The organism is Actinoplanes sp. NPDC026619 (assembly GCF_040638295.1).
GTDB lineage: Bacteria > Actinomycetota > Actinomycetes > Mycobacteriales > Micromonosporaceae > Actinoplanes.
In genome coordinates this window covers 668,409-693,821 of record NZ_JBEZYA010000001.1, presented here as the reverse complement: position 1 = coordinate 693,821, position 25,413 = coordinate 668,409, and the positions used below count along the sequence as shown (strand labels likewise).

General features: G+C 72.3%; 25 protein-coding genes. 14 read left to right on the top strand and 11 right to left on the bottom strand.

The genetic code is table 11. The features are described from left to right. Positions 1 to 11 precede the first annotated feature (11 nt). Positions 12 to 767, top strand: a complete 756-nt coding sequence (locus AB0E90_RS03355) for a DUF899 domain-containing protein (RefSeq protein WP_360398497.1) — start codon at positions 12 to 14, stop codon at positions 765 to 767. Here the strand turns inward: AB0E90_RS03355 and AB0E90_RS03350 are convergent. Next, on the bottom strand, positions 698 to 1,879 hold the full coding sequence (locus AB0E90_RS03350; protein WP_360398495.1) for an MFS transporter: 1,182 nt from the start codon (positions 1,877 to 1,879) through the stop codon (positions 698 to 700). The genes AB0E90_RS03355 and AB0E90_RS03350 overlap by 70 nt on opposite strands. Before the next feature lie 71 nt (positions 1,880 to 1,950). Between AB0E90_RS03350 and AB0E90_RS03345 the strand changes: the two genes are divergently transcribed. Then, on the top strand, positions 1,951 to 2,547 hold the full coding sequence (locus AB0E90_RS03345; RefSeq protein ID WP_360398493.1) for a CGNR zinc finger domain-containing protein: 597 nt from the start codon (positions 1,951 to 1,953) through the stop codon (positions 2,545 to 2,547). 8 nt (positions 2,548 to 2,555) lie between these two features. Beyond that, positions 2,556 to 3,497 carry a methyltransferase domain-containing protein gene (locus AB0E90_RS03340; protein ID WP_360398491.1) on the top strand — a complete coding sequence of 314 codons (942 nt, stop codon included), beginning with the start codon at positions 2,556 to 2,558 and terminating at the stop codon, positions 3,495 to 3,497. Here AB0E90_RS03340 and AB0E90_RS03335 read toward each other — a convergent pair whose 3' ends face one another. The 7 genes from AB0E90_RS03335 to AB0E90_RS03305 form a co-directional block, all read right to left on the bottom strand. Continuing rightward, positions 3,498 to 3,935: a nuclear transport factor 2 family protein gene (locus AB0E90_RS03335; protein WP_360398489.1), complete on the bottom strand. Its 438-nt coding sequence runs from the start codon at positions 3,933 to 3,935 to the stop codon at positions 3,498 to 3,500. Beyond that, complete coding sequence (locus AB0E90_RS03330; RefSeq protein ID WP_360398487.1) at positions 3,932 to 5,302, bottom strand: MFS transporter; 1,371 nt, start codon at positions 5,300 to 5,302, stop codon at positions 3,932 to 3,934. The genes AB0E90_RS03335 and AB0E90_RS03330 overlap by 4 nt, the downstream gene beginning before the upstream one ends. Continuing rightward, positions 5,299 to 6,549 carry a pyridoxal phosphate-dependent aminotransferase family protein gene (locus AB0E90_RS03325; RefSeq protein WP_360398485.1) on the bottom strand — a complete coding sequence of 417 codons (1,251 nt, stop codon included), beginning with the start codon at positions 6,547 to 6,549 and terminating at the stop codon, positions 5,299 to 5,301. The genes AB0E90_RS03330 and AB0E90_RS03325 overlap by 4 nt, the downstream gene beginning before the upstream one ends. 29 nt (positions 6,550 to 6,578) lie before the next feature. Beyond that, complete coding sequence (locus tag AB0E90_RS03320; protein WP_360398483.1) at positions 6,579 to 9,635, bottom strand: EAL domain-containing protein; 3,057 nt, start codon at positions 9,633 to 9,635, stop codon at positions 6,579 to 6,581. Positions 9,636 to 9,743: 108 nt separating this feature from the next. Next, positions 9,744 to 12,287 carry a hypothetical protein gene (locus AB0E90_RS03315; RefSeq protein WP_360398481.1) on the bottom strand — a complete coding sequence of 848 codons (2,544 nt, stop codon included), beginning with the start codon at positions 12,285 to 12,287 and terminating at the stop codon, positions 9,744 to 9,746. A gap of 49 nt (positions 12,288 to 12,336) precedes the next feature. Further along, positions 12,337 to 12,738 (bottom strand): TIGR03668 family PPOX class F420-dependent oxidoreductase, encoded by a 402-nt coding sequence (locus AB0E90_RS03310; protein ID WP_360398479.1) that lies wholly within the window; start codon positions 12,736 to 12,738, stop codon positions 12,337 to 12,339. Beyond that, positions 12,735 to 13,565, bottom strand: coding sequence for an LLM class F420-dependent oxidoreductase (locus AB0E90_RS03305; RefSeq protein WP_360398477.1), 831 nt, complete (start codon positions 13,563 to 13,565; stop codon positions 12,735 to 12,737). The genes AB0E90_RS03310 and AB0E90_RS03305 overlap by 4 nt, the downstream gene beginning before the upstream one ends. A gap of 73 nt (positions 13,566 to 13,638) precedes the next feature. Here AB0E90_RS03305 and AB0E90_RS03300 point away from each other — a divergent pair, with 73 nt between their 5' ends. From AB0E90_RS03300 to AB0E90_RS03290, 3 genes are all read left to right on the top strand, one after another. Then, positions 13,639 to 13,803, top strand: a complete 165-nt coding sequence (locus AB0E90_RS03300) for a hypothetical protein (RefSeq protein WP_360398475.1) — start codon at positions 13,639 to 13,641, stop codon at positions 13,801 to 13,803. A gap of 137 nt (positions 13,804 to 13,940) precedes the next feature. Continuing rightward, entirely contained in the window at positions 13,941 to 15,602 is a 1,662-nt protein-coding gene (locus tag AB0E90_RS03295; RefSeq protein WP_360398473.1) for a hypothetical protein, read from the top strand. Positions 15,603 to 15,632: 30 nt separating this feature from the next. Next, positions 15,633 to 16,154, top strand: a complete 522-nt coding sequence (locus AB0E90_RS03290; RefSeq protein ID WP_360398471.1) for a pyridoxamine 5'-phosphate oxidase family protein — start codon at positions 15,633 to 15,635, stop codon at positions 16,152 to 16,154. Here AB0E90_RS03290 and AB0E90_RS03285 read toward each other — a convergent pair. Further along, positions 16,144 to 17,391, bottom strand: a complete 1,248-nt coding sequence (locus AB0E90_RS03285; protein WP_360398469.1) for a protein kinase — start codon at positions 17,389 to 17,391, stop codon at positions 16,144 to 16,146. The two genes, AB0E90_RS03290 and AB0E90_RS03285, sit on opposite strands and share 11 nt — an antisense overlap. Before the next feature lie 63 nt (positions 17,392 to 17,454). Here AB0E90_RS03285 and AB0E90_RS03280 point away from each other — a divergent pair, with 63 nt between their 5' ends. Next, entirely contained in the window at positions 17,455 to 17,916 is a 462-nt protein-coding gene (locus AB0E90_RS03280) for a DUF1203 domain-containing protein (protein WP_360398467.1), read from the top strand. A 687-nt stretch (positions 17,917 to 18,603) separates the two neighbouring features. Here AB0E90_RS03280 and AB0E90_RS03275 read toward each other — a convergent pair. Next, a complete protein-coding gene (locus tag AB0E90_RS03275; RefSeq protein WP_360398465.1) occupies positions 18,604 to 18,975 on the bottom strand; it encodes a hypothetical protein in 372 nt (123 codons plus the stop codon). A 6-nt stretch (positions 18,976 to 18,981) separates the two neighbouring features. Here AB0E90_RS03275 and AB0E90_RS03270 point away from each other — a divergent pair, with 6 nt between their 5' ends. Genes AB0E90_RS03270 through AB0E90_RS03260 form a run of 3 tightly spaced genes read left to right on the top strand, consistent with a single transcriptional unit; the run spans position 18,982 to position 21,182 of the window. Beyond that, positions 18,982 to 19,713, top strand: coding sequence for a hypothetical protein (locus AB0E90_RS03270; protein WP_360398463.1), 732 nt, complete (start codon positions 18,982 to 18,984; stop codon positions 19,711 to 19,713). Between the two features lie 31 nt (positions 19,714 to 19,744). Continuing rightward, positions 19,745 to 20,542, top strand: coding sequence for a siderophore-interacting protein (locus AB0E90_RS03265; protein ID WP_360398461.1), 798 nt, complete (start codon positions 19,745 to 19,747; stop codon positions 20,540 to 20,542). Positions 20,543 to 20,567: 25 nt separating this feature from the next. Beyond that, on the top strand, positions 20,568 to 21,182 hold the full coding sequence (locus AB0E90_RS03260) for a TetR/AcrR family transcriptional regulator C-terminal domain-containing protein (protein WP_360398459.1): 615 nt from the start codon (positions 20,568 to 20,570) through the stop codon (positions 21,180 to 21,182). On the opposite strand, the gene AB0E90_RS03255 is transcribed toward AB0E90_RS03260, so the two are convergent. Further along, the gene (locus tag AB0E90_RS03255) at positions 21,142 to 21,510 is read right to left on the bottom strand and encodes a nuclear transport factor 2 family protein (RefSeq protein ID WP_360398457.1); all 369 of its coding nucleotides are present in this window, start codon (positions 21,508 to 21,510) and stop codon (positions 21,142 to 21,144) included. The genes AB0E90_RS03260 and AB0E90_RS03255 overlap by 41 nt on opposite strands. 133 nt (positions 21,511 to 21,643) lie before the next feature. On the opposite strand from AB0E90_RS03255, the gene AB0E90_RS03250 reads away from it, so the two are divergent. From AB0E90_RS03250 to AB0E90_RS03235, 4 genes are all read left to right on the top strand, one after another. Continuing rightward, complete coding sequence (locus AB0E90_RS03250) at positions 21,644 to 22,582, top strand: maleylpyruvate isomerase family mycothiol-dependent enzyme (protein ID WP_360398455.1); 939 nt, start codon at positions 21,644 to 21,646, stop codon at positions 22,580 to 22,582. 1 nt (position 22,583) lies between these two features. Next, positions 22,584 to 23,135: a sigma-70 family RNA polymerase sigma factor gene (locus AB0E90_RS03245; protein WP_360398453.1), complete on the top strand. Its 552-nt coding sequence runs from the start codon at positions 22,584 to 22,586 to the stop codon at positions 23,133 to 23,135. A gap of 188 nt (positions 23,136 to 23,323) precedes the next feature. Continuing rightward, the gene (locus AB0E90_RS03240; RefSeq protein ID WP_360398451.1) at positions 23,324 to 24,391 is read left to right on the top strand and encodes a hypothetical protein; all 1,068 of its coding nucleotides are present in this window, start codon (positions 23,324 to 23,326) and stop codon (positions 24,389 to 24,391) included. 52 nt (positions 24,392 to 24,443) lie between these two features. Further along, positions 24,444 to 25,187: an IucA/IucC family C-terminal-domain containing protein gene (locus AB0E90_RS03235; protein ID WP_360398449.1), complete on the top strand. Its 744-nt coding sequence runs from the start codon at positions 24,444 to 24,446 to the stop codon at positions 25,185 to 25,187. Positions 25,188 to 25,413: the final 226 nt, after the last annotated feature.

Genomic DNA, 25,413 nt, shown 5'->3' with positions numbered 1-25,413 from the left:
TCTGCACCGGTATGACGGAAACGAATCTTCCCGAGATCGTGTCGCGTGAGCAGTGGCTGGTCGCCCGCAAGGAGCTGCTGGTCAGCGAGAAAGAGGCGGTGCGCGCCAAGGACGCGCTCAACACCCGGCGGCGGATGCTGCCGATGGTGCAGGTCGACAAGGACTATCGGTTCGAGGGGCCGGACGGGCCGGCCACGCTGGCCGATCTGTTCGACGGGCAGCGGCAGCTCGTGGTGCAGCACTTCATGTTCCACCCGGAATGGGAGGACGGCTGCAGCAGTTGCACGGCCGCGGTCGACGAGCTCTCCGACGGGCTGCTGCGGCACCTCCGGGCGCGCGGCACGACCTATGCCGTGATCGCCCGGGCGCCGCTCGCCAAGCTGGAGAAGTACCGCGCCAAGCGGGGCTGGACGATCCCGTTCTATTCCTCGTTCGGCTCCGACTTCAACTATGACTTCCACGTCACGCTCGACGAGTCGGTGATGCCGGTCGAGTTCAACTTCCGCGGGGCGGACGAGCTGCGCGAGGCGGGGCTGGGCTGGACGCTCGACACCGCGAACCAGCCGATGGAGCAGCCGGGGATGAGCTGCTTCCTGCGGGTCGGCGACGACGTCTTCCACACCTACTCCACCTTTGCCCGCGGCAGCGAGCAGGCCGGCGACTCCTACGGCATCCTCGACATGACCGCGCTCGGCCGTCAGGAGGAGTGGGAGATCCCCAAAGGACGCTCCGGCTCCGATCGCGGGCCGATTCCCGATTTCAGCTGAAGCGCCGGCAGCAGCGCTACCACCGTTATCGCCGCCGCCAGTAGCGCGGAGCTCCGCACCCCGCCGCCGGCCAGCACCTGGCTGCCGATCAGCGCGCCCGCCGTGATCCCCACGTTGAACGCGGTGGACGAGCCGGCGGCGGCCATGTCGGTGCTCCCCGGCGCGACCTCGAGCACCATCACGGCGAGCACCGCGGTCATCGCGGACAACACGAAGCCGCTGACTGCTACCGCCGTGATGGCGATGGCCGGAACGCCGCTGCCGGCGAACTGCACGGCCAGGGCGAGAGCCTGGACTCCGACCAGGACGGCCATCGTGCGGCCCGCGTGCCGGGCCGGCAGGAACCCGGCCACGATCACGCCGGCCAGACCGGCGACGCCGCGCACCAGCAGGACCGCGCCGACGGCCGGGACGGAGATGCCGGTCGCGCCGGTCAGGAACGGACTGATGCAGGTGAACGCGGTGAACGCCCCGGTCACCATCACCGCGACGGCGATCACCAGGCGGCGATAACGGCGGGCGTCCGGCGCCCAGCCCCGCTCGGCGTCGCTGCTGCCCGGCGCGATGTCCGGCATCAGCGTCACGAGCACCGCCGAGATGGCCAGCCCGAGGGCGGCGAGCGCGAGGAACGGCGCCTGCCAGCCGAACTGCTGGCCCAGCCAGGTGCCGGCCGGGACGCCGAGCAGCGGGCCGGTCGAACTGCCCCCGTAAAGGATCGAGATGGCCCGGCCGCGCATTGCCGGCCGGAACATCGCGGCCGCGGCCGGCGTCACCACCGCCCAGAACAGCGCCTGGCTGAGCGCGGTCACCACCCGCGCGGCGAGCAGCGCCGGATAGGCCGGCGCGAACGCCGACAGCACGGTGGCGACGGTCGAGACCAGCAGCAGGGCGACGAGCAGGCGGCCGCGCCGCCACCCGGTGGTGAGCCGGGTGAGCGGGATGGTCGCGGCGACGACCATCAATCCGTACGCCGTGACCAGCAGACCGACCGCAGACGTGGTCGTCCCGAGATTTTCGGCTATCTCGGGCAGCAAGCCGATCGGCAGGGTCTCGAGGGTGACGTAGAAGAAGGTCGACGCCGACAGCGCCACAAGAACTGCCCAGGCCCGCATTGCTTCCTCCTTGACCGGGTCTTGGTGGTAGCAATTTCGACGCTACCACCAAAACCGAGTACGGTGGAAGCATGGATGCGGGCAACCTGAACGAGCTGCGGATAGTCGGCGGCCACCTGGCGCTCGACCTGGCCAACACGGTGGCGCCCCGCCCGCCGGCGGTCGCGGAGCAGGATTTCCTGTCCGACCTGCCGGCCACCCTCGCCTGGGCGCAGCGCCTGGAGATCGTCACTCCGGCCGAGTCCGAGATCATCGACGAGTGGCCGGGCGACACCCTCGCCGAGGTCCACCACTTGCGGGCCCTGGTCGACGAGGTGCTGGCCGGCCGCGAGCTCGACACGCTGAAGAGCCGGTGGGCCGAGGTGATCAGCCGCTCGGAGCTGGTCCCGGCCCAGGGGGTCGGCGCCGCTCTGATCGTCGGCACCGCCCCGTCGACGATGCTCGGCGACCGGCTGACCGTCGCCCTCGTCGACCTGCTGCGTCACGCCGACCTGATCCATCTGCGCGCCTGCCCGCTCGACGAGGGCGGCTGCGGCTTCCTGTTCCTCGACCGCAGCCGCAACCACTCGCGCCGCTGGTGCTCGATGGCCGACTGCGGCACGAACGTCAAGGTCAAGCGGCTGACCGCGCGGCGCCGAAGCACCAACAAAAGCCGCAGAAGTCGATAAAATGCGCCATGCGCTGGACCAACAAGGCGAAGATCCAGAAGGCGTGCGCGCTGCTGCCCGGCGGTGACGTCCTCTACCGGCAGATCCAGCGGAGGTATGGCCGGCTCAACGCCGACCCGTTCAAGCGCCTGCCGCAGCACGCCGCCATGCTGCGCCGCCTCCACGAGCTCGGCTTCCGGGTCGAGGGGGCCCGCTGCCTGGAGGTCGGCACCGGCCATCTGCCCATCGCGCCGCTCGCGTTCGTCCTGCTCGGCGCGGCCGAGGTGGTGACGGTCGACCTGCACCGGCGGCTCGACACCGAGCTGACCACCGAGATGATCCGCCGCCTGGTCGCGGCGGGCGACGAGATCGCCGAGCTCTACCGCGGGCTGGTCGACCCGGCCCGGCTGGCCGACCGGCTGGCGGCGCTGGCCGCGCTGCCCAGCGGCAGCCCGGCGGACCTGCGGAAGGTGCACGTGCACTACGCGGCGCCCGGCGACGCGGCCCGCATGCCGGACGCCGACGACACGTTCGACCTGAGCTTCTCGATGACCGTGTTCGAGCACGTCACGCCGCCGGCGCTGGCCGCGATCCTGGACGAGGCGCGCCGGGTGCTGCGCCCGGACGGGTTCGCCGCGCACCTGATCGACCCGAGCGACCACTTCGCCCACCAGGACGCCGGCATCACCCGGATCAACTTCCTGCGCTTCTCCGAGCGGGAGTGGCAGCGGGTCGGCGGCAACGAGTTCTCCTACTGCAACCGGTTGCGCGCCCCCGCCCTGGAACGGCTGTTCACCGACGCCGGCTTCGCCATCGAGCGCCGCCTGCCCACGGTCGACGAGCGCTCGGTGGCCGCGGTCAAGCGCGGCTTCCCGGTCCACCCGGACTACCGCGACTACGACCTCGAGGACCTGTGCACCACCGAGCTGGAGATCTACGCCCGCCCTCGCGCAAAGGTCCACCAGCGGTAGCTATGTCGGCTCGCCACCCTGACAGTGTCGCCAGAGCCAGCGGCCGCCGCTCAGCTCCACGATCCCGGAGACCCGGTAGGGGAACGCCTCGGTCTCACCGGCGTCGGTGCGGACCTCGCCCTCGGCCTCGGCGAAGACATACGCCTGGGCGCCGTAGCGATGCACCGTCGAGGCGGTCGCCGTCCACGCGTACGCCTCCGGCCGTTGAAAGAGCTCGCCGAGCAGAGCCGTCACCGCATCGCGGCCGGAGGCCGTCTCCGCCTTCTCCGACCCGGCGTAGCCGATGTCGCCGCCGGCGAAGCAGGCGAGCGCGGCCCCGAGGTCGCGCGCGGCGAAGGCGGCGCTGAGCTCGCGGACGGCATCCAGAGGCTCGGTCATGCCCTCCTGGCCCTTGCCGGCGATGGGTGCGGCGGGGTGCCGCTCGGTGCGGGCGGTCATGAGACGAGCACACTCTCTTTCATCGGCTCGGCCCGCAACGGCTCGGAGGCCATCGGTTCGGCTCGGATCGGCTCGGGGCGTTCGATGTACTGCCGGGTCTCGGTGGAGTGCCGGGCCCGGTAGGCCGCCTCGCGTTCCGGGCCGCGCATGCCCGGCAGGAACAGGAAGCCGAACGTCACCGCGGCGCCGATCAGGCCGGCGCCGAGCAACGTCCCGCGGACCCCGATCCAGCCCGCGACCGGCGCGGCCAGGGCGTAGGACAGCGGCAGCAGCGCGGTGGAGACGAACCAGTCGACGCTGGAGACCCGGCCGAGCATGTGGCCCGGCACGAACGTCTGCTTCGTCGTCGCCCACGCGATCGTCCCGGCCGCCTCCAGGCCGTTGACCAGCACGCACGCGAGCGCGAGCTGCCACGTCGCGGTCGCCGCGCCGTAGCCGGCCACGGCCAGCGTGGCGACCGCCCAGGTGCCGTACATGTAGCTGATGAACCGGCGCGGGATGCCGATCCAGCCGACCAGCACGGCCGCCGCGATCGCGCCGAGGCCGCCCGAGGTGAGGACCAGGCTGAGGGCGGCGGCGCTGCCCCCGAGCTCGGTCTTCACCACGTAGGGGAGGAGGACCTCGGTGGGCCCGACGAACAGCAGGTAGGTGAAGGTCGCGGAGAGGAACGTGCCCCAGAGCCAGACGTGCCGCCGGACATATCCGATTCCCTCGCGCATGTCCCGCCACAGGGATTCGGACGCATCCGCTTCCTCCTCCACGGCCGGTGGGGCCGACCCCATCGCCAGCAGGCAGACCACCGAGAACGCGAACGTCGCCGCGTCGAACGCGATCGCCCACCCCGCTCCGGCCACCGCGATCATCCCGCCGGCCAGCATCGGCCCGAAGATCTGCGCGGCGGCCGGCCGCATGAACTGGTCGAGCGCGTTCGCCGTGACCAGCTCGTCCTCGGAGATCAGGCGGGGCACGAGCGCGTCGAAGGACGGCCCGAAGAAGCCGGCCCCCGCGCCGTACACCACCATCAGAGCGAGCAGCATCCACAGCGAGGTCAGCGCCCCGCTCAGGATCAGCACCGCGACCCCGGCCATGACCAGGCCGCGGATCAGGTCCGAGCAGAGCATCACCTTGCGCGGATCGAACCGGTCGCTGATCGCCCCGCCGAGGAGCAGCGTGGCGATCTGGGGCAGGGAGAGCGCCACCCCGACGGCGGACATCGCGGCCGGCACGCCGAACAGGTCGTAGACCTGCCAGGCGAGCGCGACCAGCAGCATGCCGTCGCCGATCAGGGAGGCGCTCATGCCGGTCCACAGGAGCCGGAACTGCCGGTGGCGCAACGGCGCCAGTGGACCGGCGAAGAGCGTTGTCACTGCTTGCGGAGCTTGCCCGCCGCGGCCAGCTCGGAGATGACGGCGTTCAGCTCGTCGATCTCCTCGTCCGTGTTGGCCGCCGTCACCTGGGCGCGGAAGCCGACCTCGTGCCGGGGGACCAGCGGGTAGGCGGCGAGGGTCACGTAGATGCCCCGCTCCCAGAGCAGCTTGCCGACCGCGTCGATGTCCTCGCCCTCGGCCAGCGGCAGCTCGATGACCGGCGTGGTGCCGGTGTTCGGGGTGAAGATGCCGAGCGCACGCACGTGGTCGAGCACCTTCATGCTCTTGCGGTACAGGTCGGTGCGGATCGCGTCGCCGCGCTTCTCGTTGACGTCGAAGCCGGCCAGCACGGTCGCCAGCGACGCGGTCGGGGCCGGGCCGGAGTACAGGTACGGCGGGGCCGAGACCTTGAGGTGGTTCTTCAGCCAGGTCGGCAGGGCCAGGAAGGCGAGCAACGAGGAGTACGACTTGGAGAAGCCCCCGACCAGCACGATGTTGTCGTAGGTCTCGCCGCAGTACTTGACGATCGCGTTGCCCTTGAGGCCGTACGGCGAGGTCTCGTTCGGGCCCCGCTCGCCGATGACGCCGAAGCCGTGCGCGTCGTCGACGTAGAGCAGCGCGCCGTACTCGCGGGCGGCCGCCGCGAACGACACCAGGTCGGGCGCGTTGCCGGTCATGCTGTTGACGCCGTCCATCGCCACGATCTTGGGGACGCCGGCCGGAACCGTGCGCAGCAGCTCACGGAGGTGCTCGACGTCGCCGGTGCGGAACCGCTGCACGGTGGCGCCGAGGCCCCGGGCGTACATGCTGCCGTCGTAGATCGTCTTGTGGGCCTGCGAGTCGAGGAAGATGAACCCGTTGCCGGCCAGGATCGGCAGCACCGACATGTGGATGTGGGTGATCGTCGGCAGCACGAGCGTGTCGGGCGCGTCGAGCAGGGCGGTCAGCCGCTCCTCGATCTGCGGGTAGAGCGCCGGGTTGCCGAGCAGGCGCGACCAGCTCGGGTGCGTGCCCCAGCGAGCGACCTCGGGCGCGATCGCGTCCATGATCTCCGGCTCCAGGTCGAAGCCGAGGTAGTTGCAGGAGGCGAAGTCCGCCAGCCAGTGGTCGCCGACCCGGATGCGCCGCCCCTTGATCTCCTCGATGGTGGCGTCGTACATGGGGTTGCCGCTTCGCAACCGCTCCAGATCAGCCCAGCGGCCTTCGCGCTGGACGTAGTCAAGACCGGTGAGGGGAGCGAGGGACATGTGGTTCCTTCCGTGCAAGAGGGGATTCTTCAGTGGTGCGAAGGGGACGCGACCAGCCACTGCCCGATCTCATCGACCGTTGCGGGGCGGGAGAAAAGGAAACCTTGGCCATAAGGACAGCCCATTTGGACGAGTGCCTGGCGGTGCCCGTCGAGCTCGATGCCCTCGGCGACGACGTCGAGGTCGAGGGTGCGGGCCAGGCTGACGATGGTCTCGACGAGAGCCATCTGCTGGCCGCTGTGCAGGATGTCGTCGATGAACGACTTGTCGATCTTGAGGACGTCGACCGGCATCTGGCTGAGGTAGCTCAGCGACGAGTAACCGGTGCCGAAGTCGTCGATCGCGATGCGGACGCCCATGGCACGCAGTTCCCGCAGGTCCTGCCACACCTGCTCGGCGTCGTGCAGCACCAGGCTCTCGGTGATCTCCAGCAGCAGCCACTCGGGCCGGGCGCCGGTCTCCTGCAGGACGTCGCGCACCTGGTCGACGAAGCCGGGGGTGCGGAACTGGCGGGCCGAGACATTGACACTGACGTACCGCAGCCGGCCCCCGATCGGGGAGTTGCGCCAGCCGACGAACGTCAGCAGCGCCTCGCGCAGCACCCACCCGCCGATCGCGACCACCGAGCCGTTCTCCTCGGAGAGCTCGATGAACTCGTTCGGGCCGAGCAGGCCCTTCGCCGGGTGCTGCCAGCGCACCAGGGCCTCGAGGCCGATCACGCCGCCGGTCGGCAGGTCGACGATCGGCTGGAAGCGCAGCCGCATCTGGTTGCCGGGCACCGCCTCGACCAGCGCCGAGCGCATCTCGAGCCGGCTGACCATGGCGTCGTGCATGGCGTCCTCGTAGCGGCGCCAGGTGCTCTTGCCGTCGGTCTTGGCCACGTACATCGCCACGTCGGCCCGGCGTAGCAGCTCGCTGATGCCGGCCGCGTCCGCGCTGGTCGCGACGCCGACACTGCTGGCCCCGCTGACCAGGTGCAGGCCACCCTGGCCGTCGCTGACCTCGATCGGCTCGCTGAGTGCGGCCACGATCCGGGCGGCGATCGCCTCGGCGTCGGCGGGCGAGCTCAGGTGCTCCATCAGCACCGCGAACTCGTCGCCGCCGGTGCGGGCGGCCGTGTTCATCGGCCCGGCCACGGCGGTGATCCGCTGACCGACCGCGACCAGCAGCTGGTCGCCGGCGGCGTGCCCGAGGGTGTCGTTGACCTCTTTGAAGTCGTCGAGGTCGACGAACAGGACGCCCACCGAACCGCGTGCTTTGCCGGCCACCGCGGCGGCCTGCTCGAGCCGGTTCTGGAACAGCGCCCGGTTGGCCAGCCCGGTGAGTGTGTCGTGGAACGCCTGGTGGGCCAGGTCGTTCTCCAGCCGGCGGCGCTCCGTGACGTCGCGGATCGTGATGACCAGGCCGTTGACCGCCTTGTCGTCGCGCAGGTCCCGGCAGGTGACCTCGACCTGCAGCAGCAGGTCGTCGCCGGAGATCGCGGTGAGGTCGACGCCGTCGCGCGGGCCCCGGCCGGTGAGCACCTGCGACAGCAGGTCGCGCAGCTCGGCGTGGTCGGTCGCGGCGAACAGCCGGAACAGCGACGTGCCGAGCAGGTCGGTCTGGCCGAACACCGGCAGCGCCGACGGGCTGGCGTAGCGGATGTTCTCGTCGTCGCCGACGATCAGGATCACGTCGGACGCGCTCTGGATCAGCGCCCGGAAGTAGTCCTCGCTGGCCCGGCGGTTGATCTCGCCGTTCAGCGCGATCCGCTCGATCGCCATCGTGCCCTGGGCCATCAGCGCCTCGAACGACGGCTGCAGTTCGACCAGGAGCTCCTCGTCGGCGGCCAGGTAGGCGATGCTGCGCTGCGGGGGACGGTCGGTGCCGAGCGGGGTGGTGACGACCTCGCCGTACAGCGCCCAGGAGAAGTTGCCCAGCTCGGCGGCGACGTGCCGGGGCAGGTCGGCGGTGTGCACCCGCCCGGTGATCAGCATGCCGGTGGCGTCGCCCGGCGCGGCGTCGGTGCGGAAGTAGTGCATCTTGTAGGGCTCGCCGTCGGGCACGATCGAGCTGATCGCCTTGCCGACCGCCCGGCCGGCCTCGACCTCGTCGGCCGCGGCGACCAGGTCGGCCGCCGACATGCGCAGCGTCCGCTCCCGGGTGGCGTTCTCCCGCTGCGTCTGCAGCAGGCCGGAGACCCGCGCCACGACCAGCAGGAACATCGTGGCCGACGCGGTCGCGATCATCAGGGCGTCGTCGACGCCGCCGGTCAGGTCCTCCACCAGCAGCACGGCCGGGGCGATCAGCGCGGCCACCGACATGACCGCGATCCGGCGGCCGCCGGCCATCACGGCCGTGGAGGGGGTGCGCAGCGCGGTCATCTCGCGCATCGACGGGTGCAGCGCGGCCAGGGCGGTCGCGGTGTAGAAGAGGATCCAGCCGGAGTCGACCGGGCCGCCGACCTGCCAGGTGCCGTCGAGCTGCCGCAGGCCGTAGACGACGTCCGTGACCAGCAGGCTGAAACCGCCCGCGGCCAGCGTCGACAGCGCGATCGGCTTGCGGCCGCCGGCGGTGATCAGGCGCAGCAGCATGGCCAGCGCGAGTACGTCGCCGAGCGGGTAGCCGGTCGAGGTGAGCTTCTCGAGGATGCTCAGGTCGGTGTTGCGGATGTACGGCGAGATCAGGAAGACCCACGACAGCAGGCCGAGACCGGCCGTCGGCACCAGCGCGTCGAGCAGCGCGGCCCGGTTGTCGCCGCCCGCCCGGGATCGGATGAAGACCAGCAGCGCGCCTGCCAGCATCGGGTAGACCAGCAGGTAGAACACGTCGGCGACGGACGGGAACGGGTTGACGATCCCGAGGTAGTCGATCTGGATGTTGTAGATCGTGTCGCCGGCGGTGAAGCTGACCAGCACCGCCGACAGCAGGTACCACGGCAGCGGCTTCGACGGCCGGTGCACCCGCACCCCGACCAGCACGGCGGCGGCCGCGGAGAACCCGATCGCCGCCCAGGAGTACATGCTGAGGCTGGGGAAGGCGTAGAACATCGCGGTGAGCGCGATGATCCAGGCACCGAAGCACGCCTGCATCCGTGTGGCCGACATCCGTGCTCCGATCTGCTGGAAGTCCTGCGTTGAGGACCCTCCGCATCGGCATCGCACGGGCCGGGTTGAGACTTGGCGCTCGAATTACTCCATTTTCGGTGTGGCCGGTCAGCCCATCCGGGCCAGCGCGCCGCGGAATCGGGCCAGGTCACGGCGCCGCCGCTCGAGCGTGGTGGCGACCAGCACGAGCAGCAGACCGCCGGCGGCGAGCGGGATCCAGCGCGGCACCAGGTCCCAGATCTCGGCCAGCTCGTGCAGCGCCAGCAGGGCGAGGGCCACGCCGCCGGCCAGCACCGGGGCCCGCAGCCGGGTCCGCACCCCGGCCAGCAGAATCGCCAGGGCGCCCAGTCCGACCAGCAGCCGCCGCAGGTGCTGACCGTCGTCCGTCATGATCAACACCAGGCTGGGGCTGAGCGCCGTCGTCAGCGCCGGGCCGTAGGAAACCCAGCTGGGCGCCGGGTCCCGCCGGGCGAGGAGGGCGGCGGCGAGTGCCAGGCCGCTTGCCGGGAGTGTGTACGCCTCCAGCACCGCCCCGTCCGGCGCCGCGAATGCCACCCCCCACCCCGCCAGGACCCCGACGGCCGTGCCGAGCCCCCGGAACGCGACGGTCCGCCCGGCCGTCGCGGTGACGGCGGCAGCCGCGAGCAGAGCCCCGAGCGCTACCAGCGTCGCGATCCGCACCGGTAGCAGCCCGCTCAGCAGCGCCGTGACCAGCACCGCCCCGGCCGCAGCCGCCACGGCGATCTCCGGAACCCGGCCGAGCAACGCGGCCGGGTTGGGCGAGGCGGCCGGGTTGGGCGAGGCGGCCGGGTTGGGCGAGGCGGCCGGGTTGGGCGAGGCGGCCGGGTTGGGCGAGGCGGCCGGGTTGGGCGAGGCGGCCGGGTTGGGCGAGGCGAGTGGGCCGGGCGTTGCGGCTGGGCTTGGCGTCGCGTTCGCGGCGCCGGCCGCCAGGAGCAGGGCAAGCACCGTGTAGACGACGACCGGCTCGCCGGCCGCCAAGGCCCACAGCGGCAGGGGAGCGGCCGCTGCCAACGCCGCGAGCAGCGCGAACGGGCGGCGGATCGGCCGCAGGCGCAGCGCGATCACCAGCGCCGCCGCGGCCACCGCGACGGCCCGCACCTGGCCGGTCGGGCCGAAGCCGAACGCGGCCGCGGCGGTCCAGGCGATGGCGGGCACACAGAGGAGGCCGACGAGCAAGGCGGCGCCGCTCAGGGCGGCGTGCCGGGCGCGGGCCGCGGTGGCGAAGCCGAGCAGGGCGATCGCGGTCAGCACGGCGGCGGCCATGCCGGGGCGGCCGAAGCCGGCGGCGACGGCGTGCGCGCCGAGAAGCGCGGCCGCGACCAGCTGACCGGCGAAGCCGCCCGTGCCACCGAGAATGCCCGTGCCACCGAGAATGCCCGCGCCGCCGAGAGCTCCGGTGCCGCCGAGAGCGCCTGCGCCGGCCTGGCCGCCGAGGAACGAGGCGATGGAGGAGGCGGCGGTCGGGGAGGCGGTGGCGGGGTGGGCGGCTACCCGGGCGGCCGGGGCGGCCAGGGCCGGTGCGGCGTGGCGGGCGGCCAGGGCCAGGGCGGCGGCGATCACCACGAGGTCGAGCAACGGGGCGTTCCACCAGGGGAGGTGCAGGCCGGACGGGGCGGCCAGGGCGATCGCGGCGGCGCCGGCGAGGGCGGCGGTGACGCGCAGGCGGGGCGGCAGCGCGGCGACCAGGGCGACGGTGGCCAGGGCCAGGGCGGCCGGGAGGCGCCAGCCGGTCGGCGGGACGGTCGCGGTCCAGGCCGCGTGGAAGACCGGGCCGGCGGTGTTCAGGGTGCGGACCGCGGCGACCAGGGCCGGGGTGACCGCGGCCAGGAGCGCGAGCGCGGCCAGGGCGTAGGCGGCCGGGGCCAGGCGGGTGCGGCGGACCGCGACGTTCGCGGCGGCCAGGATGCCGAACGTCAGGGTCCAGCCGGCGAGGCCGGGGTTCGTGGCCAGCACGAGCAGCGGGAGGACCGGCTGGGCGGCCAGCAGGGCGGCGTAGTGCGGGCCGGTCAGGCCGGTCACCAGGGCGTAGCCGGTGGCGATGGCGGCGGTCACGGCGAAGGCGACGCCGGCGTAACGGGCCGGGTTGGCGCCGGCCAGGCCGAACAGGTTCACGTACCAGGCCGCGTATCCGTCGAGCAGGGTCAGCAGCAGGCCGACCGCGGCCACCGTCTCGGCGACGCCGCGCAGGCCACGGCGCAGCGCCAGGGCCGGGATCTCCAGCGCGGTCACGGTCAGGACGGCGAGGATCACCGCGCGGCCGACGGTGCCGAACTGCGACCAGGCCACGGCGGTGAAGACGATCGCGGCGACGGCCAGCAGGAGCCCGCCGAGCAGGAACAGGACGTTCTGCAGAGCGCGGGACGAGGTCTCCGGAGCGGATTTCGGCCCGTTCGGCCGCAGCCCACCGCGTACCCTCTCGGCTGCTAGATTGCGCCGCGCATAAGCGTGACCGAGCCGCGTCTCCAGGTTTTGCACCGCGCTCCGCGCGGTGGCGAGTTGCGCGAGGAGCCCGGCGATCTCCTGGTCGGTCTCGATCACCTGGATCGCGTCGGCGTCCGGGCCGCGCCCGCAGGTGGGGCAACCGGTCTCGCTCGACGCCGCGGCACGGCAGTGGGGGCATGGGTAAGTCACGACGTCGATCCTCGTCGGGGCGGGCGACGCGGATCCTGAGCTTGCGTACTCAGCGGTAGTGCGCGGATACCCAGCTCGACCACCGGTCGACCGCGATCCGCAGGTAGGGACCGGCGGGCGGAATGTCGAGATATTGGGGGTATTTCGCCTGCAGCGCCGCGAGTGTTTCAGGAGATTCGTCGAGAACGGTGGCCGCGCCGTCCGCCCGCACCCACCACAGCTGCGACCAGTCCTCGTCGTAGTGGTCGGCCAGCACCGTGACCCGCGGATTCGCCGTGATGTTGGTGAGCCGGCGGAGGTTGCGGGTGTGCTTGGGCTTGTGGTCGACGGCGGTGTGGATGGTGCTACCGGTGACCGCGAAGACGATGGGAACAAGGTGCGGCGTGCTGTCCGGCCCGACGGTGGCCAGCCGGGCCACCCGGGCCGACGCGAACAGCTCCGCCGGGGTCACCGCCCGACCAGGTCGCCGATCGCCCGCTCCCATTTCTCCAGAGCCGGCTCGATCACGCTCCACGGACCGGACGGCAGCCAGGACGACGCCCGGTGCACGCCCGCCTCGGCCAGCTGCTCCAGCACCTTCGGGTCGGGCGGCACGCTCAGCAGCTGCACCTGGAGGTGCCGGTCGGCGCGGGCGCGCAGCTCGCCGATCCGGGCCAGCAGGTTCTCGTCCTGCCACTGCGGGAACCAGCCGTCGCCGTACTCCAGGACGCGGTCCAGCACGGTCGGGCCGCCCCCGCCGACCAGGATCGGCGGCCACGGCTTCTGGGCCGGCTTCGGCCACGACCAGATCCGGTCGAAGTCGACGAACTTGCCATGGAAGCTCGCCTCGTCCGAACTCCAGATCTCACGCATCGCCTTGACCCGCTCGCCGAGCAGCGCGAGCCGGGTGCGCGGGTCGGTGCCGTGGTTGGCCATCTCCTCGCGGTTCCACCCCGAGCCGATGCCGAACTCGAACCGCCCGCCGCTGAGATGGTCGACGCTGGCGACCTCCTTGGCGGTGGTGATCGGGTCACGCTCGACCACCAGGCACACTCCCGACCCGATCCGCAGCCGGCGGGTCGCCTCGGCGGCCGCGGTCAGCGCCACGAACAGGTCGTAGGTGTGCCAGTACTTCTGCGGCAGCTGCGACCCGCCGCCCCAGGCCGTCTCCCGGCTCGCCGGGATGTGCGTGTGCTCCGCGAAGAACAGCGCGTCCTGCCCGCGCTCCTCGACCCGCCGGGCGATCTCGCCGGGCCGCACGCCGTCATGGGTGGGGAAGTAGCCGACACCGAATTCCATGGACCGATCGTATGATCCTGAACCGGTGCCGGGCGCCGCGGCGTGTGCATGTCACAGCCCCGAGGAGGATCCGATGATTCTCACCATCGCTTTCGTCACGTTCGCCGCCGGCTTCCTGGCCGGCCTGCTGAGCTTCAAGAAGTCCAACCAGTTCTGCGACCGGCACGGCGTGACGCGGCTATGCCCGCTTTGCCCGTCCGCGCTTGCGCACGCGAGCCTGGACGAAGCCCACCACTAGCGACACGATGATGCCGTCACCGACCCGTGCCAGGAAGGTCTCAGGAGGTGCCGTTACCCTCAGCGCGATTTGGGCGGCGGGCGTTGCGGTTGATCGCTAAAGTCCGCCCGGGGCTGATGGGAAGGCAAACGGGGTTGATGAGCACGCTCGAGGCCGAAACGCCGGCGCCGGTGCGGAAGGCCCGGCCGTGGGGCGCGATCGTGGCCGGCGTGGCCGCACTGGCCGCCGCCGCGCTGACCGGGCTGGCGTCGCTCAACGGCGACGTGACCTACGCGCTCGGCGGCATGGAGACCGCCGGCCGCGGCGGGGTCAGCGTCTGGGACGTCTTCGTCGCCCGGCCGCTCGCCTACCGCCTGCTGCTCGACGGGCTCGACTTCACCGGCGGCCACCCGATGGCGCTCACCCACCGGCTGATCCGCGCCGAGACCGACCTGCTCATCGTGGTCGTGGCCGTGCTGCTCTTCGTCGGGCTGCGCCGGCACCTCGACCGGCGGGCCGCCGCCGGCATCGCGGTCGCGACCGGGCTGGCCCTGGTCATCGCGCCGCCCTGGCACTTCCTCGAGCCGGACTGGATGGCGGCGCTGGCCGCCGTCGTCGCGGTCGGCGCCGCCCTGGCGCCCCGCCGGTTCTGGCTCGGCGCGCTGCTCGGCGGCGCGGGCGCGGTGCTGGTCATCGCGCTCAAGCTGGCCACCGTGCCGATCGCGCTGCTGGCGCTGCTGGCCATCGCGGTGCTCGACCGGCGGCGGGCGATCTGGGCCACGGTCGCGACCGGCGTGCTGGCCGTCGTCTGGTACCTGACCACCAAGCACTTCCTGCCCTGGGAGTGGATCTGGCTGACCGACCAGGCCAACCTGGTCGCCGACTCGCCCATCCACCACGGGCTGCGCTTCTCCGACTTCCGGGAGCTGTGGCACGGGCTCGGTGACGTGGCCGTCCTCAGCCCGGTCGTGGCGGCCGCCCCGCCCGCGTTCGCCGCGCTGATCCGCCGCGTTCCGACCACCCGCGGCCGGTTGCTCGGCGCCGCGGTGGCGGTGGTCGCGTCCGGCTTGTCGGTCGCGTCGGCGTACGGCCAGGCCGAGTTCTACATGTACCACTACGCGATCGTCCCGGTGCTGGCCGCCGCCGTGTGGGGCGCCGCGTTCGCGCTGTGCCCCGGCGCCCGGCTGCCGCTGGCCGCCTCGACACTGCTGCTGGCCGCGATGAGCTTCGTGGCGCTGCGCCGGCCGGCCGGCTGGCGGCTGGCCCACTTCGAGCTGGTGGAGAACGCGTACCTGCTGGTGGCGGTGCTCGCCGTCCTCGTCGTGTGGTTCCGGCCGGCCGGTTCGGCGCCGTGGCCGGTCGGCGTGCTCGCGCTGACCGTCGCGCTGGTGCCCCCGGTGCTGCTCGGCGCGCCGTACGCGTTCAGCACCTACGACTACCAGATCTCCGCGGCCCGCCCGAACGCGACCGGTTACGCCCGGACCAGTGAGCGGATCGGCCGCGACACCCCGGTGCTCTATCTGTCGTTCGGCGCGATCAACCACGTCATGGGCAACCCGACAACCTGCCGCTACCCGTCGCCGCAGTGGCTGCAGCGAGGCACCTGGCTGGCCCGGGTCCGCGAGTACCAGAGCTACGCCGACAACCTCGCCTGCCTCACCAGCGACCAGCAGGCCCGCTACCTGATCGTGCAGAACGACTGGTTCAAGCTCGACAAGGCGCCCGCCGACGTCAAGGAGCTGCTCGACGCCCGGTTCGACTGCTCGCCCGCGGCCCGCCTCCCGCACACCGGCAACCTCACCGTCTGCCCGGCGCGATGAGTTCCGCCGCCGCGACCGGTCTGTCCTGACATGAGCGAGCTGACGCCAACGGAAACCACCAACCTCTGCCGGTACGGCAGTGCCCCGCTCGAGTGGTCCCGCGCCCTCGCGGCGCTCCAGGTCAACTCGAGCCCGACGCTCACCCACTGGCTCGGCACCTGCCGCCCGGACGGCACCCCGCACGCGGCCGGTGTCGGCGCCCAGTGGCGCGACGGCTTCTTCTACTTCACCAGCAACCCCGCCACCCGCAAGGCCCGCGACCTGGCCGTCAACCCGCGCTGCACGCTCTCGGCGCCGCTGCCCGGCCTGGACGTGGTGCTCGAGGGCACCGCCGAGCGCGTCACCGACGCGCCGACCCTGGAAGCGGTCGCGGCCGGCTACCGCGACGGCGGCTGGCCGGCCGAGGTAGCCGGCGACGCCCTGACCGCCCCGTTCAGCGCGCCGAGCGCCGGCCCGCCACCGTGGGAGGTCTACCGCTTCACGTTCCACAGCCTGGTCGGCGTCGCAACAGCGGAACCACACGGCGCAACCCGCTGGCGCTTCAACCGCTAATCGAAGTCCGAGCCGGTCGTCTCGCCACCCGTGTGGGTGGCCAGGCAGTGCAGCAGCCAGCCCTGGCCCAGCAGAGCGGCTCGACCGGGCAGAACGCCGCACCGCATCGGGTGAAGCCGGCCGGCACCGAAGCCGCCGCCGAGCCGGCGGTTGCCGGCGTGGCGCCGACGGCCCCGCCGCTGTCGCTTTTGTCGCGGTTGAGCCTCCACGTCGCCGCGCCTCCGGCGACAAGCACGAACGCGATCAGCCCGGCGAGCACGAGCCGCCGCCGAGCCTTAGGCCCGGCCGCCTCCGGCCCGGCCGCCTCCGGCCCGGCCGCCTCCGGCCCGGCCGCCTCCGGCCCAGCCACCTTCTGCCCGGCCGCCGGGCCCGGAGCGCCGCCGGATGCCGGGCCCGGAGCGCCGCCGGATGCCGGAAGGGGAGCTCCGGCGGCTGCCGCGCGGGCCGCGGCGGCGAGGTCGGCCGCCGACGGCCAGCGGTGCGCCGGGTCGGTGGCCAGGGCTTTTTCGAGTACGACGAGGACCGCCGCGGGCAACGTGATCCCGATCGTGCGCGGGGCCGCCTGCAGCCGCTGCAACGCGACGGCATACGGGTTGTCCCCGTCGAACGGCTTCTGCCCGGCCAGGCACTCGTAGGCGGTCAGCCCGAGCGAGTACACATCGCTGCGCACCGTCGCCGCCTGCCCGAGCACCTGCTCCGGCGACAGATAGCTCGGCGTGCCGAGAATGGCCCCGGAAGCGGTCAGCCGGCTCGCGTCGTCACGCCGGGCGATGCCGAAGTCGGTGATCACGACCGATCCGTCGCGGCGCAGAAGCAGGTTGGCCGGCTTGATGTCGCGGTGCACGATGCCCTGGTCGTGCACGGCCTGCAGCCCGTCCGCGGCCTGCGCGACGAGGCGCATGGTGTCGGCCGGGGAGATCCGCCCGTCGCGGGCGAGCCGCTGCGCGATCGACTCACCGTCGACGAACTCCATCACCAGATAGGCGTGATCGTGGCTGCGCCCGAAGTCGTGGATCGACGCCACCGCCGGATGGTTGACCCGGGCCATGGCGGTCGCCTCGGCGAGGAACCGCCGCCCGAAGTCAGGATCGGCGGCCACCCCGGGCAGCATCACCTTGACCGCGACGGTCCGGGTGAGCAGCTCGTCGACGGCCCGCCACACCTCACCCATGCCACCGGCGCCGACCCGGGCCTCGAGCCGATACCGATCGCCAAGCCGCACTCCCGCACCCAGCACGCGCGAAAGCTTAGGGCCGATTCCCGCCAGCATTCGCGCGGCGGTCGCACCACGATCGAGGGCATGACTTTCGTCGTCTCACCCATCCCACCCGAATGGCTGACCTCGGTGCGCCGCCACGGCGTCGATGACTCCGGCGCCTGCTACGACTCGTTCACCGCCGACGAGCCCGGCGAAGCGCTGCGGTGCTGCCTGCGTGAAGCCGAGGCGGGGGAGCGGCTCGCCCTCGTCGCCTACCGGCCGGCCGGCGCCACCGGCGCGTACCGCGAGATCGGCCCGGTCTTCGTGCACGCCGACCCCTGCGAGGGCTACCGGGAGCCTGGCCACTACCCGGCCAGCTTCCGCCCCCGCCGCCAGGTGCTGCGCGCCTACGACAAGGCCGGCCGCATCGCCGACGCGATCATGGTGGAGGGGGAGAACGCCGAAGCCGGCATCGAGCAACTCCTGAACCGGCCGGAGATCGAGACCGTCCACAGCCGCAACGTCCTGTACGGCTGCTACATGTTCGCCATCGACCGCACCTAGACACAGAGTTCCGCTGTCAAGGCCAGGTTCCCTTCTCCTGCCCGCCGCGCTCCGCCCGGAGGCCGACGAAGGCCCAATTTCCAGAAAAACGGCCTCTCCCCGCAGCATGAAGGCCCGACTTGCAGAAAAACGGCCTCGCCCACTACCGCAGCGCGTTTCACTCACGCTCTCTTTTCGCGTACGTGATGCCCCGCTCCCGTGCCAGCCGGTCCCGGCAGGTGCAGCTCACCCTCCGCGCGCCCGCTACGGGCGGGCCCGACCCCGGACGCCGGCAGATCTCCGGATCACCCGCACTGACCTGGACGGACAGTGGTCTTGTCGGCGCTTTGCTTTGCTTACGTATACGCGCGGATCCGCGCGTATACGTAAGCAAAGCAAAGTGGTCACGGGGGTGTGGGGTCCGGTCGCGCGAAAGGCGCGGCGGGTGCCGGTGTGGCATGCCGGTCGCGTGGTGCCGGCGGTCGCGCGAAAGGCGCGGCGGGTGCCCGTGTGGCACGCCGGTCGCGTGGTGGCGCCGGTCGCGTGGTGGCGGTCGCGTGGCGCCGGTCGCGTGGTGGCGGCGGTCGCGCGAAAGGCGCGGCGGGTGCCGGTGTGGCATGCCGGTCGCGTGGTGCCGGCGGTCGCGCGAGGGGTGCGGTTGTGGACATCGCGGCCCGTGCGGGAAGGCTTTGATCGCACGAAAGCTCTCTAGTCGCCCCAGTCGAGCTGGGCCTCGGGGATGCCCAGGTCGCGGCCGTAGGTCACCGCCTCCGCCCGGCCCCGGGCATCACCGACGGAGTAGCGGAAGATCCGGCCGGGGAAGATCACCACGTGGTCGTCGCCGGCCCGGAAATCGGCGTACCAGTCAGGGCCCTCGGCGAGAGCGCCGGCCAGCGTTTCGGCGAGCTCATCGGCGTACTCGTCGGGGGCCTCGAAGTTGATCTCGGTGAAGATCTTCGGCTGCGTCGGGGAGGCGGAGGCGGATACGTCGGCGCGGTGGATGCGGGTGATCCGCATGTCCGGGAAGCGCAGCTCGGCGCCGACTCGCAGGCTCTCGGCCAGGATGCATCCGGTCAGCATGGGTGGATGCTCGCACCTCCTATGCTCGGGCGCACGATGAACACCACTGCGATGATCACGGGGTTCGGGCTGGTCGCGCGCGGCCGCCATGTCCTGCTGACCGCGGCCCTCGGGCTCGCGGCCCTGTTGTTCCTGGCGGCCGGCGAGCACTGGCTGCTCGCGGTCGGGGCGATGGCCGGGCTGACGGTGGCGCTCTACGCGCTGTCGATCCTGGCGATCCTGCGCTACCACCCGCGGGTCCTTCTCGCCCGGCCGGACCGCAACGCGTTCGACGCGCCGCTCAACCCGAGCCGGGTGCTGCTCGCCGGGGCGTTCACGTTCATGGGGGCCTCACTGCTGTGTCTCGAGCCCGGCGCGCAGACCTGGCCGGTCCGGGTGGTCGCGTCCGGCGTCATGGGGATCGCGGGCGCCGGCATCTGGTATCTGGGGTGGCGCTGGAACGGCGTACGCCTGACCTCGGAGGGCCTTGCCGACCTGCAGCCGTTCGGTTCGCTGTTCGTGCCGTGGGCGGCGTTCGACGCGCACGACCCGGCCGTGTCGATCGGCCGCAACCAGCTCGCCCTCTATTTCGACCACCCGGAGCTGGTGGTCCGCCGGGGGTTCCGGCCGGGCAGTTCGCACTTCCTGACCGCCGGCGCGGACGCCGACCTGCTCGCCGACGTGATCGCGCGCTACGTGGCCGAGCCGGCCCGCCGGGTGGCGATCGGAACTGAGACGGAGCTGAGAAGCCTCACTTGAACATCGTTCAAGACGGCGGCAAACTTGAACGATGTTCAAGGTTCAGCGCCCGGCCCGGCGTCAGATGATCTCGCTGCGAGTGGTCCGGAATACCGAGATAAGCCCGAGCTTCCGGTGCATCACGCTCGAAGGTGACCTCAACGAACTCCAGTACACCGGTCAGGACCAGACCGTTCGGCTCTTCTTCCCGCGTACCGGGCAAAAAGGTCTGGAGATGCTGACGCTCAGCAACGATGCCTGGATCGCGCAGGCCCTGCTCATGCCGAAGAGCCGCCGGCCGTGGGTGCGCAACTACACGATCCGCGCCGCCCGGCCCGGACAGCGGCAGCTCGACATCGAGTTCGCGATGCACGGCGACGCCCCGGCCTCGGCGTGGGCGTCGCGCTGCCGGCCCGGCGACCCGGCCGGGATCTTCGACGAGGGCATCACCTACCTGCCGCCGGCCACCGCCGACCGGCACCTGCTGGTGGGGGAGGAGAGCGCGTTGCCGGCGATCCTGTCCATCCTGGAGACAGCGCCTGCGGCGCTCATCGGCGAGGCGTTTCTCGAGGTCCCGGAGACCGGCGACATCCGGTCGGCGGTTGCGCATCCGCCGGGTGTAACCCTGACCTGGCTGGCCAGAGACGGCGCCGCGAGCCGCCCCGGCAGTCTGGCGCTGGACGCCGTCCGCGCCGCCGAGCTCGCCGCGGGACGCTGGTACACCTGGGTCGCCGGGGAATCCGGGCTGCCCACCGGGGTGCGGCGGCACCTGGTGAACGACCGCGGGTTCGCCAAGAGCGACATCAGTTTCGCCGGGTACTGGCGGCACGGCCGGTCCAGTCCCGGCTGACCGGCCGTGTGGGAAGATCGGGCCCGTGCAGCTACGACGCGCCGATGTGCTGCGGGGCGCCCGGGAGCTCCTCGACGCCGAGGGCCTCGACGGGGTCACCATGCGCAAGCTGGGCGCCGCGCTGAACGTGCAGGCGGGCGGTCTCTACTGGCATTTCCGCAGCAAGCAGGCCCTGCTCGAAGCGGTCGCCGAAGACCTGCTGGCCGGGGTGGCCGCCTCGCCGCCGGCCGGGCCGTGGGACCAGCGGCTGGTCACCCTCGCGCACCGGCTGCGGCAGGCCATGCTCGGCGTGCGCGACGGCGCCCGGCTGATCGCCGAGACGTTCGTGACCGAGCCCAACACGACGCTCGCCGGCCTGACCGGCATGCAGATCCTGATCGACGCCGGCCTGCCGCCCGAGCAGGCGGCGTGGACGATGTTCGCGGTCGCGCACTACGTGCTCGGTCACACCATCGAGGAGCAGGCGGCCGGCCCCGACCGGGCAGCCAAACTGGCCGCCCTGGCCGAGACCGGCCCCGACGTGCGCGAACTGGCCGCGGCGATCGCCGCCGACCCCGGGCGCCGGTTCGAGTTCGGTCTGGCGCTCGTCGTCGACGGGATCAGGGTGCGGCTCGGCCCCCGTACTCCCGCAGATAGCTGATCCGCCCGCCCAGCGGGCGGCAGACCGTCGCGCCCTGCACCGCGATCTCCTCGCCCTGCCACCGGCAGATGCGCTGCCATTCCGCGACCAGCAGATCGCCGGCCGCGCCGCTGTCGGTGATCCGCCAGTCCGCGATGTGACCGCCGGCCGCCAGCCAGTTCCGCATCCATTCGCCGACCCGGTCGCTCCCCCGATAGACCAGACCGTTCGTCTCGACGACCTCGCAGTCGCCGGCCAGCGTCCCCCGCACGGCCTCGACGTCGTGCCGCCGCCATCCGTCGACATAGGTGTGCAGCAGATCCGGGTCGAGCGTCGGATCCCGGTTCACGAACGCCCACCTCAGTGGTGTCCTCATAGTTGGTCCCCCCTCGTTCTGAAGCGGTATTCGCATCGGAAGGGGGTTCGGATGAGTCCGGTATGCGCCAGTGCTCTGCCGGCCGGGTGCGTATCGTCGTCGGCCTATGAGTGGGCACCCCGACGACCTGTTGGAGGCGTACGCGTTCGGCGACTGCGCCGACCCGTCCGTCGCCGCTCACGTGGGCTCGTGCGGATCCTGCGTCGCGCTGGTCGCCGCGGCCGTGCGGGTGGCGGGCTGGCTCGGCGCCGCGCACTTCGAAACCCCGCCGGCTTCCTTACGCTCCCGGGTGGTCACGGCCGCCCGATCGGCGCGGGCGCCGTCGGACTCTTCCGCGCTTGATGCGTACGCCGCGGAAGTCGCCTCTCTCGGTTCGCTGCTCAACGGACTGTCGCCGGCCGACTGGCGCGCGCCGGTCCTGGGCGGCCGCACCGTCGCGGTCCTGGTGTCCCACCTGGCCGCCAACGACGCCCAGGTCTCCGCCGACCTCGGCCTGCCACCGTCGCCTCCTCTTTCCGCGCCGGCCGCGCACTGGCGGGTGGAATCGGACCGGCTGCTGCGGATCGTCGGGAGCCGCAACGATCTGCTCGGGCATCCGGTGCGGCTGGCCGGCCGGGTGCCGATGCGGCGGCCGTTGCGCGAGGCGCTGACGCAGCGGGCGTTCGAGACGTGGATCCACGACTCGGACGTGCGGGCCGCCGTCTCGCTTCCACCGGTGGCGCCGTCGCCGGTGCACCTGGCCCGGATCGTGGCTTTCGGGCTCACGCTGCTGCCCGGGGCGATGGACCTCGCCGGCCGGGGCCGGCCGGGCGCATCGGTGACGTTGCAACTGACCGGCCCGGGCGGCGGCGCCCAGGTCGTCAGCCTCTCCGGCGCCGATCCCGGCCGCGGCCGGCCGGTGGCCGGCGTGCGCATGCCGGCCGAGCGGTTCGGCCGGCTGATGGCGGGCCGGGTGCCGGTGGCGGAGTCGGCCGCCTCGATCGACGGCGACCGGGCCGTCGCCCTCGACCTGCTCACCGTCGCCGCCACGCTGGGGTGTGAGTGACATGCTCGCCCATGCCGACGACGTGCGCCTGCGCGCGCTGCTGGTCGCCGCGGACGAGACCGCGCTGACCGAGGCGTACGACCGGCACGCCCCGTCCGCCTACGCCCTGGCCACCCGCATCACCGGCGACCCGTGCGGCGCCGAGGACGCGGTGCAGGAGGCGTTCGTCGAGCTGTGGCGGCACCCCGAACGTTTCGATCCGAAGGCGGGCTCGCTGCGCACCTGGCTGTGCATGCTGGCCCGCCGCCGGGCCATCGACCTGCTGCGCCGCCAGTCGGCCCAGCGCACCCACCTGACCAGGCTGGCCGGCCAGGCGCCGATCGAGCCGACCGTCGAGGACGACGTGCTCGGCGCGGCCCAGGCCAAGGCGGTGCGCGAATGCGTACGGGATCTGCCTCAGCTCTACCGCGACGCGATCGCCCTGGCCTATTTCTACGGCCTTTCGTACCGCCAGGTGGCCGTGGAGCTGGGCGTCCCCGAGGGAACCGCGAAGTCCCGCCTCCGCAGCGGCCTGCGCCTGCTGGCCGAACGCATGGAAGCCGCGGGTTACTGACCGCCTCACTCGTCGCATACCGAAAGCGACGCGCTCGCAAATCGAAAGCAGGCGCGTCGCAGACTGAAAGGCCAGGATCGTCCGCGGTGGCCTTATCCAGGGACGATCGGTGACAAACTCGCGCCGTGCCGGTGAGCGCATGGTGGCAAGTGCCCGCCCCTTGATCGGGCGTGCTCGAATGGGAGCCGATGATTCTTCGCGGGGTTGTGGTGGTCGTCGCGGTGCTGGGCGCGGTCGGGGCGCCCGGGGTGGCGGTTGCGGCCGAGGGTGGGGCGCAGCGGGTCTGCAAGGTCGGTGACAAGCGGCTGACCGAGCTGTCCGGGCTGGCCGCCACCGGGGACGGCTATGTCGTGGTCAACGACGGGTCGGACGAGGCCTCGCACCGGAAGATCTTCTTCCTCGACCGGAAGTGCAAGGTCGCCCGGACCGTGTCCTATCCGTCCCGGCCGCGCGACACCGAGGATCTCGGCGTCGCCGCCGACGGCACGCTGTGGGTCGGCGACATCGGGGACAACGATCAGTCGCGGGACACGATCGGGCTGTGGCGGCTCGCGCTCGGCGCAAAGACGCCGCAGCTCTACCGGCTCGCCTACCCGGACGGGCCGCACAACGCGGAGACGCTGCTGCTCACCCGGGCCGGCACGCCGATCGTGGTGACCAAGTCGGTGGGTGCGGCCGGCCTCTACGAGCCGGCCGGCGCGCTGCAGGCCGGGAAGACCACGGCGCTGCGGCAGGTCGGCTCGGTCACCGTGCCGCTGACCGGCACGAGCAATCCCTTCGGGTTGCCCGGCCGCCTGGTGATCACCGGGGGAGCGGTCAGCCCGGACGGAACACATGCGGTGCTGCGGACGTACGCCGACGCCTTCGAGTACGCCGTGACCGGCGACGACCTGGTCCACGCGATCACCGAGGGCACCCCGACGCAGATCGCGATGCCGGACGAGCCCCAGGGCGAGTCGGTCGCCTACACCGCGGACGGCACCGCGCTGCTGACCGTCTCCGAGGAATCCGACGGCAAACCGGCCGTCATCCAGCGGTACGCCCTCGCCGGCCGCCCCGCGATCACGTCCCCACCTGCGGCCTCGCCCACCGCGGCCGGGCCATCGGCGTCCTCGGCCGCATCGCCGCCGGCCAAGCCGAAGGCGCAGACCGTGGCGAACGACAGCGGCGTCCCGACCGGGCTGATCGTCACCGGCGGATTCCTGATCCTCGCCGCCGCCATCCTCGGCGCGGTTCTGCTGCGCCGCCGAAGATAGCCGCCGCGAGACCCGTGCGGTACGCGGGCGGCGCAGCGGGTACCAATGGAGCATGAGTGACGACCGGCCCCTGTCTCCGGTCCTCACCGCGCTCCGCTCCATGTTCGGGACCGTCGATCTCCTTCCCGGGGTGGCGCCCGGTCTGCTCGTGCCCGACACCAGGCGGTGGGCGCCGGCCGCCCGGCTCGCCGACGATCTGCTGCCGGAGTTGCTGGAGCGGGCGGCCCGGCGCTGGCAGGCACAGCCGCACGCGGCCGCCTCGCTGGCCTGGAAGGCCTACACGTACTGGCTGGCCCTGCCGGCCGTGCTCGGGTTCGCGGTGGCCCGGCGGGTCCCGCTGCTCACCGGCGACGCCGTCCTCGTCCGATTCGACGATCCGCGGTCGCTGGTCACCTTCGGGCTGCGGCCGGACATCACGGTGGCGGCGCTGCCCGGCGACCCGCTGGCCGGCACGCCGGGCGTGCTGGTGGTCGCGGACGACGACGAGCTGCTGGCGGCGTTGCGCCGGTCGCTGCTCGACGAGCACCTGACGCCGCTGCTGGACGCCATGCACGGCGCGGTCCGGATCGGCCGGCGGGTGCTGCTCGGCTCGCTGGCGTCCGGCATCGCCTACGGGCTGCTGCGGGTGGCCGGCGATCAGACCGGGGCGACGGGCCGGGTGCTGAGCGCCCTGGACCTGGCGGATCTGATCGAGCTGACGCCGGCGGGCCGGGTGCACCGCCGGACGTGTTGCCTGGCCTTCACGCTGCCCCGGCCGAAGATCTGCGCGGACTGCTGCCTGCCGCCCCGGCCCTGATCAACGCAGCAGGTCGCGGCGGGGCCTCCGGCCGGCGCATCGTTCGTCTCTCCTGCAAACAGGTGCGAAAAAATGTCTACCCGGTAGTGGAAATGCGGTGTGATTTATCGCATGTAGCCAATTGTCGGCAGGCCCTCCACCAGCGCTTTTACCGGTTGCGGCAGTCGTCCGGCGGTGATCGATGTCGATGTTGCCTCGTCCGGGTGCCATCTATCCAACGTGATCG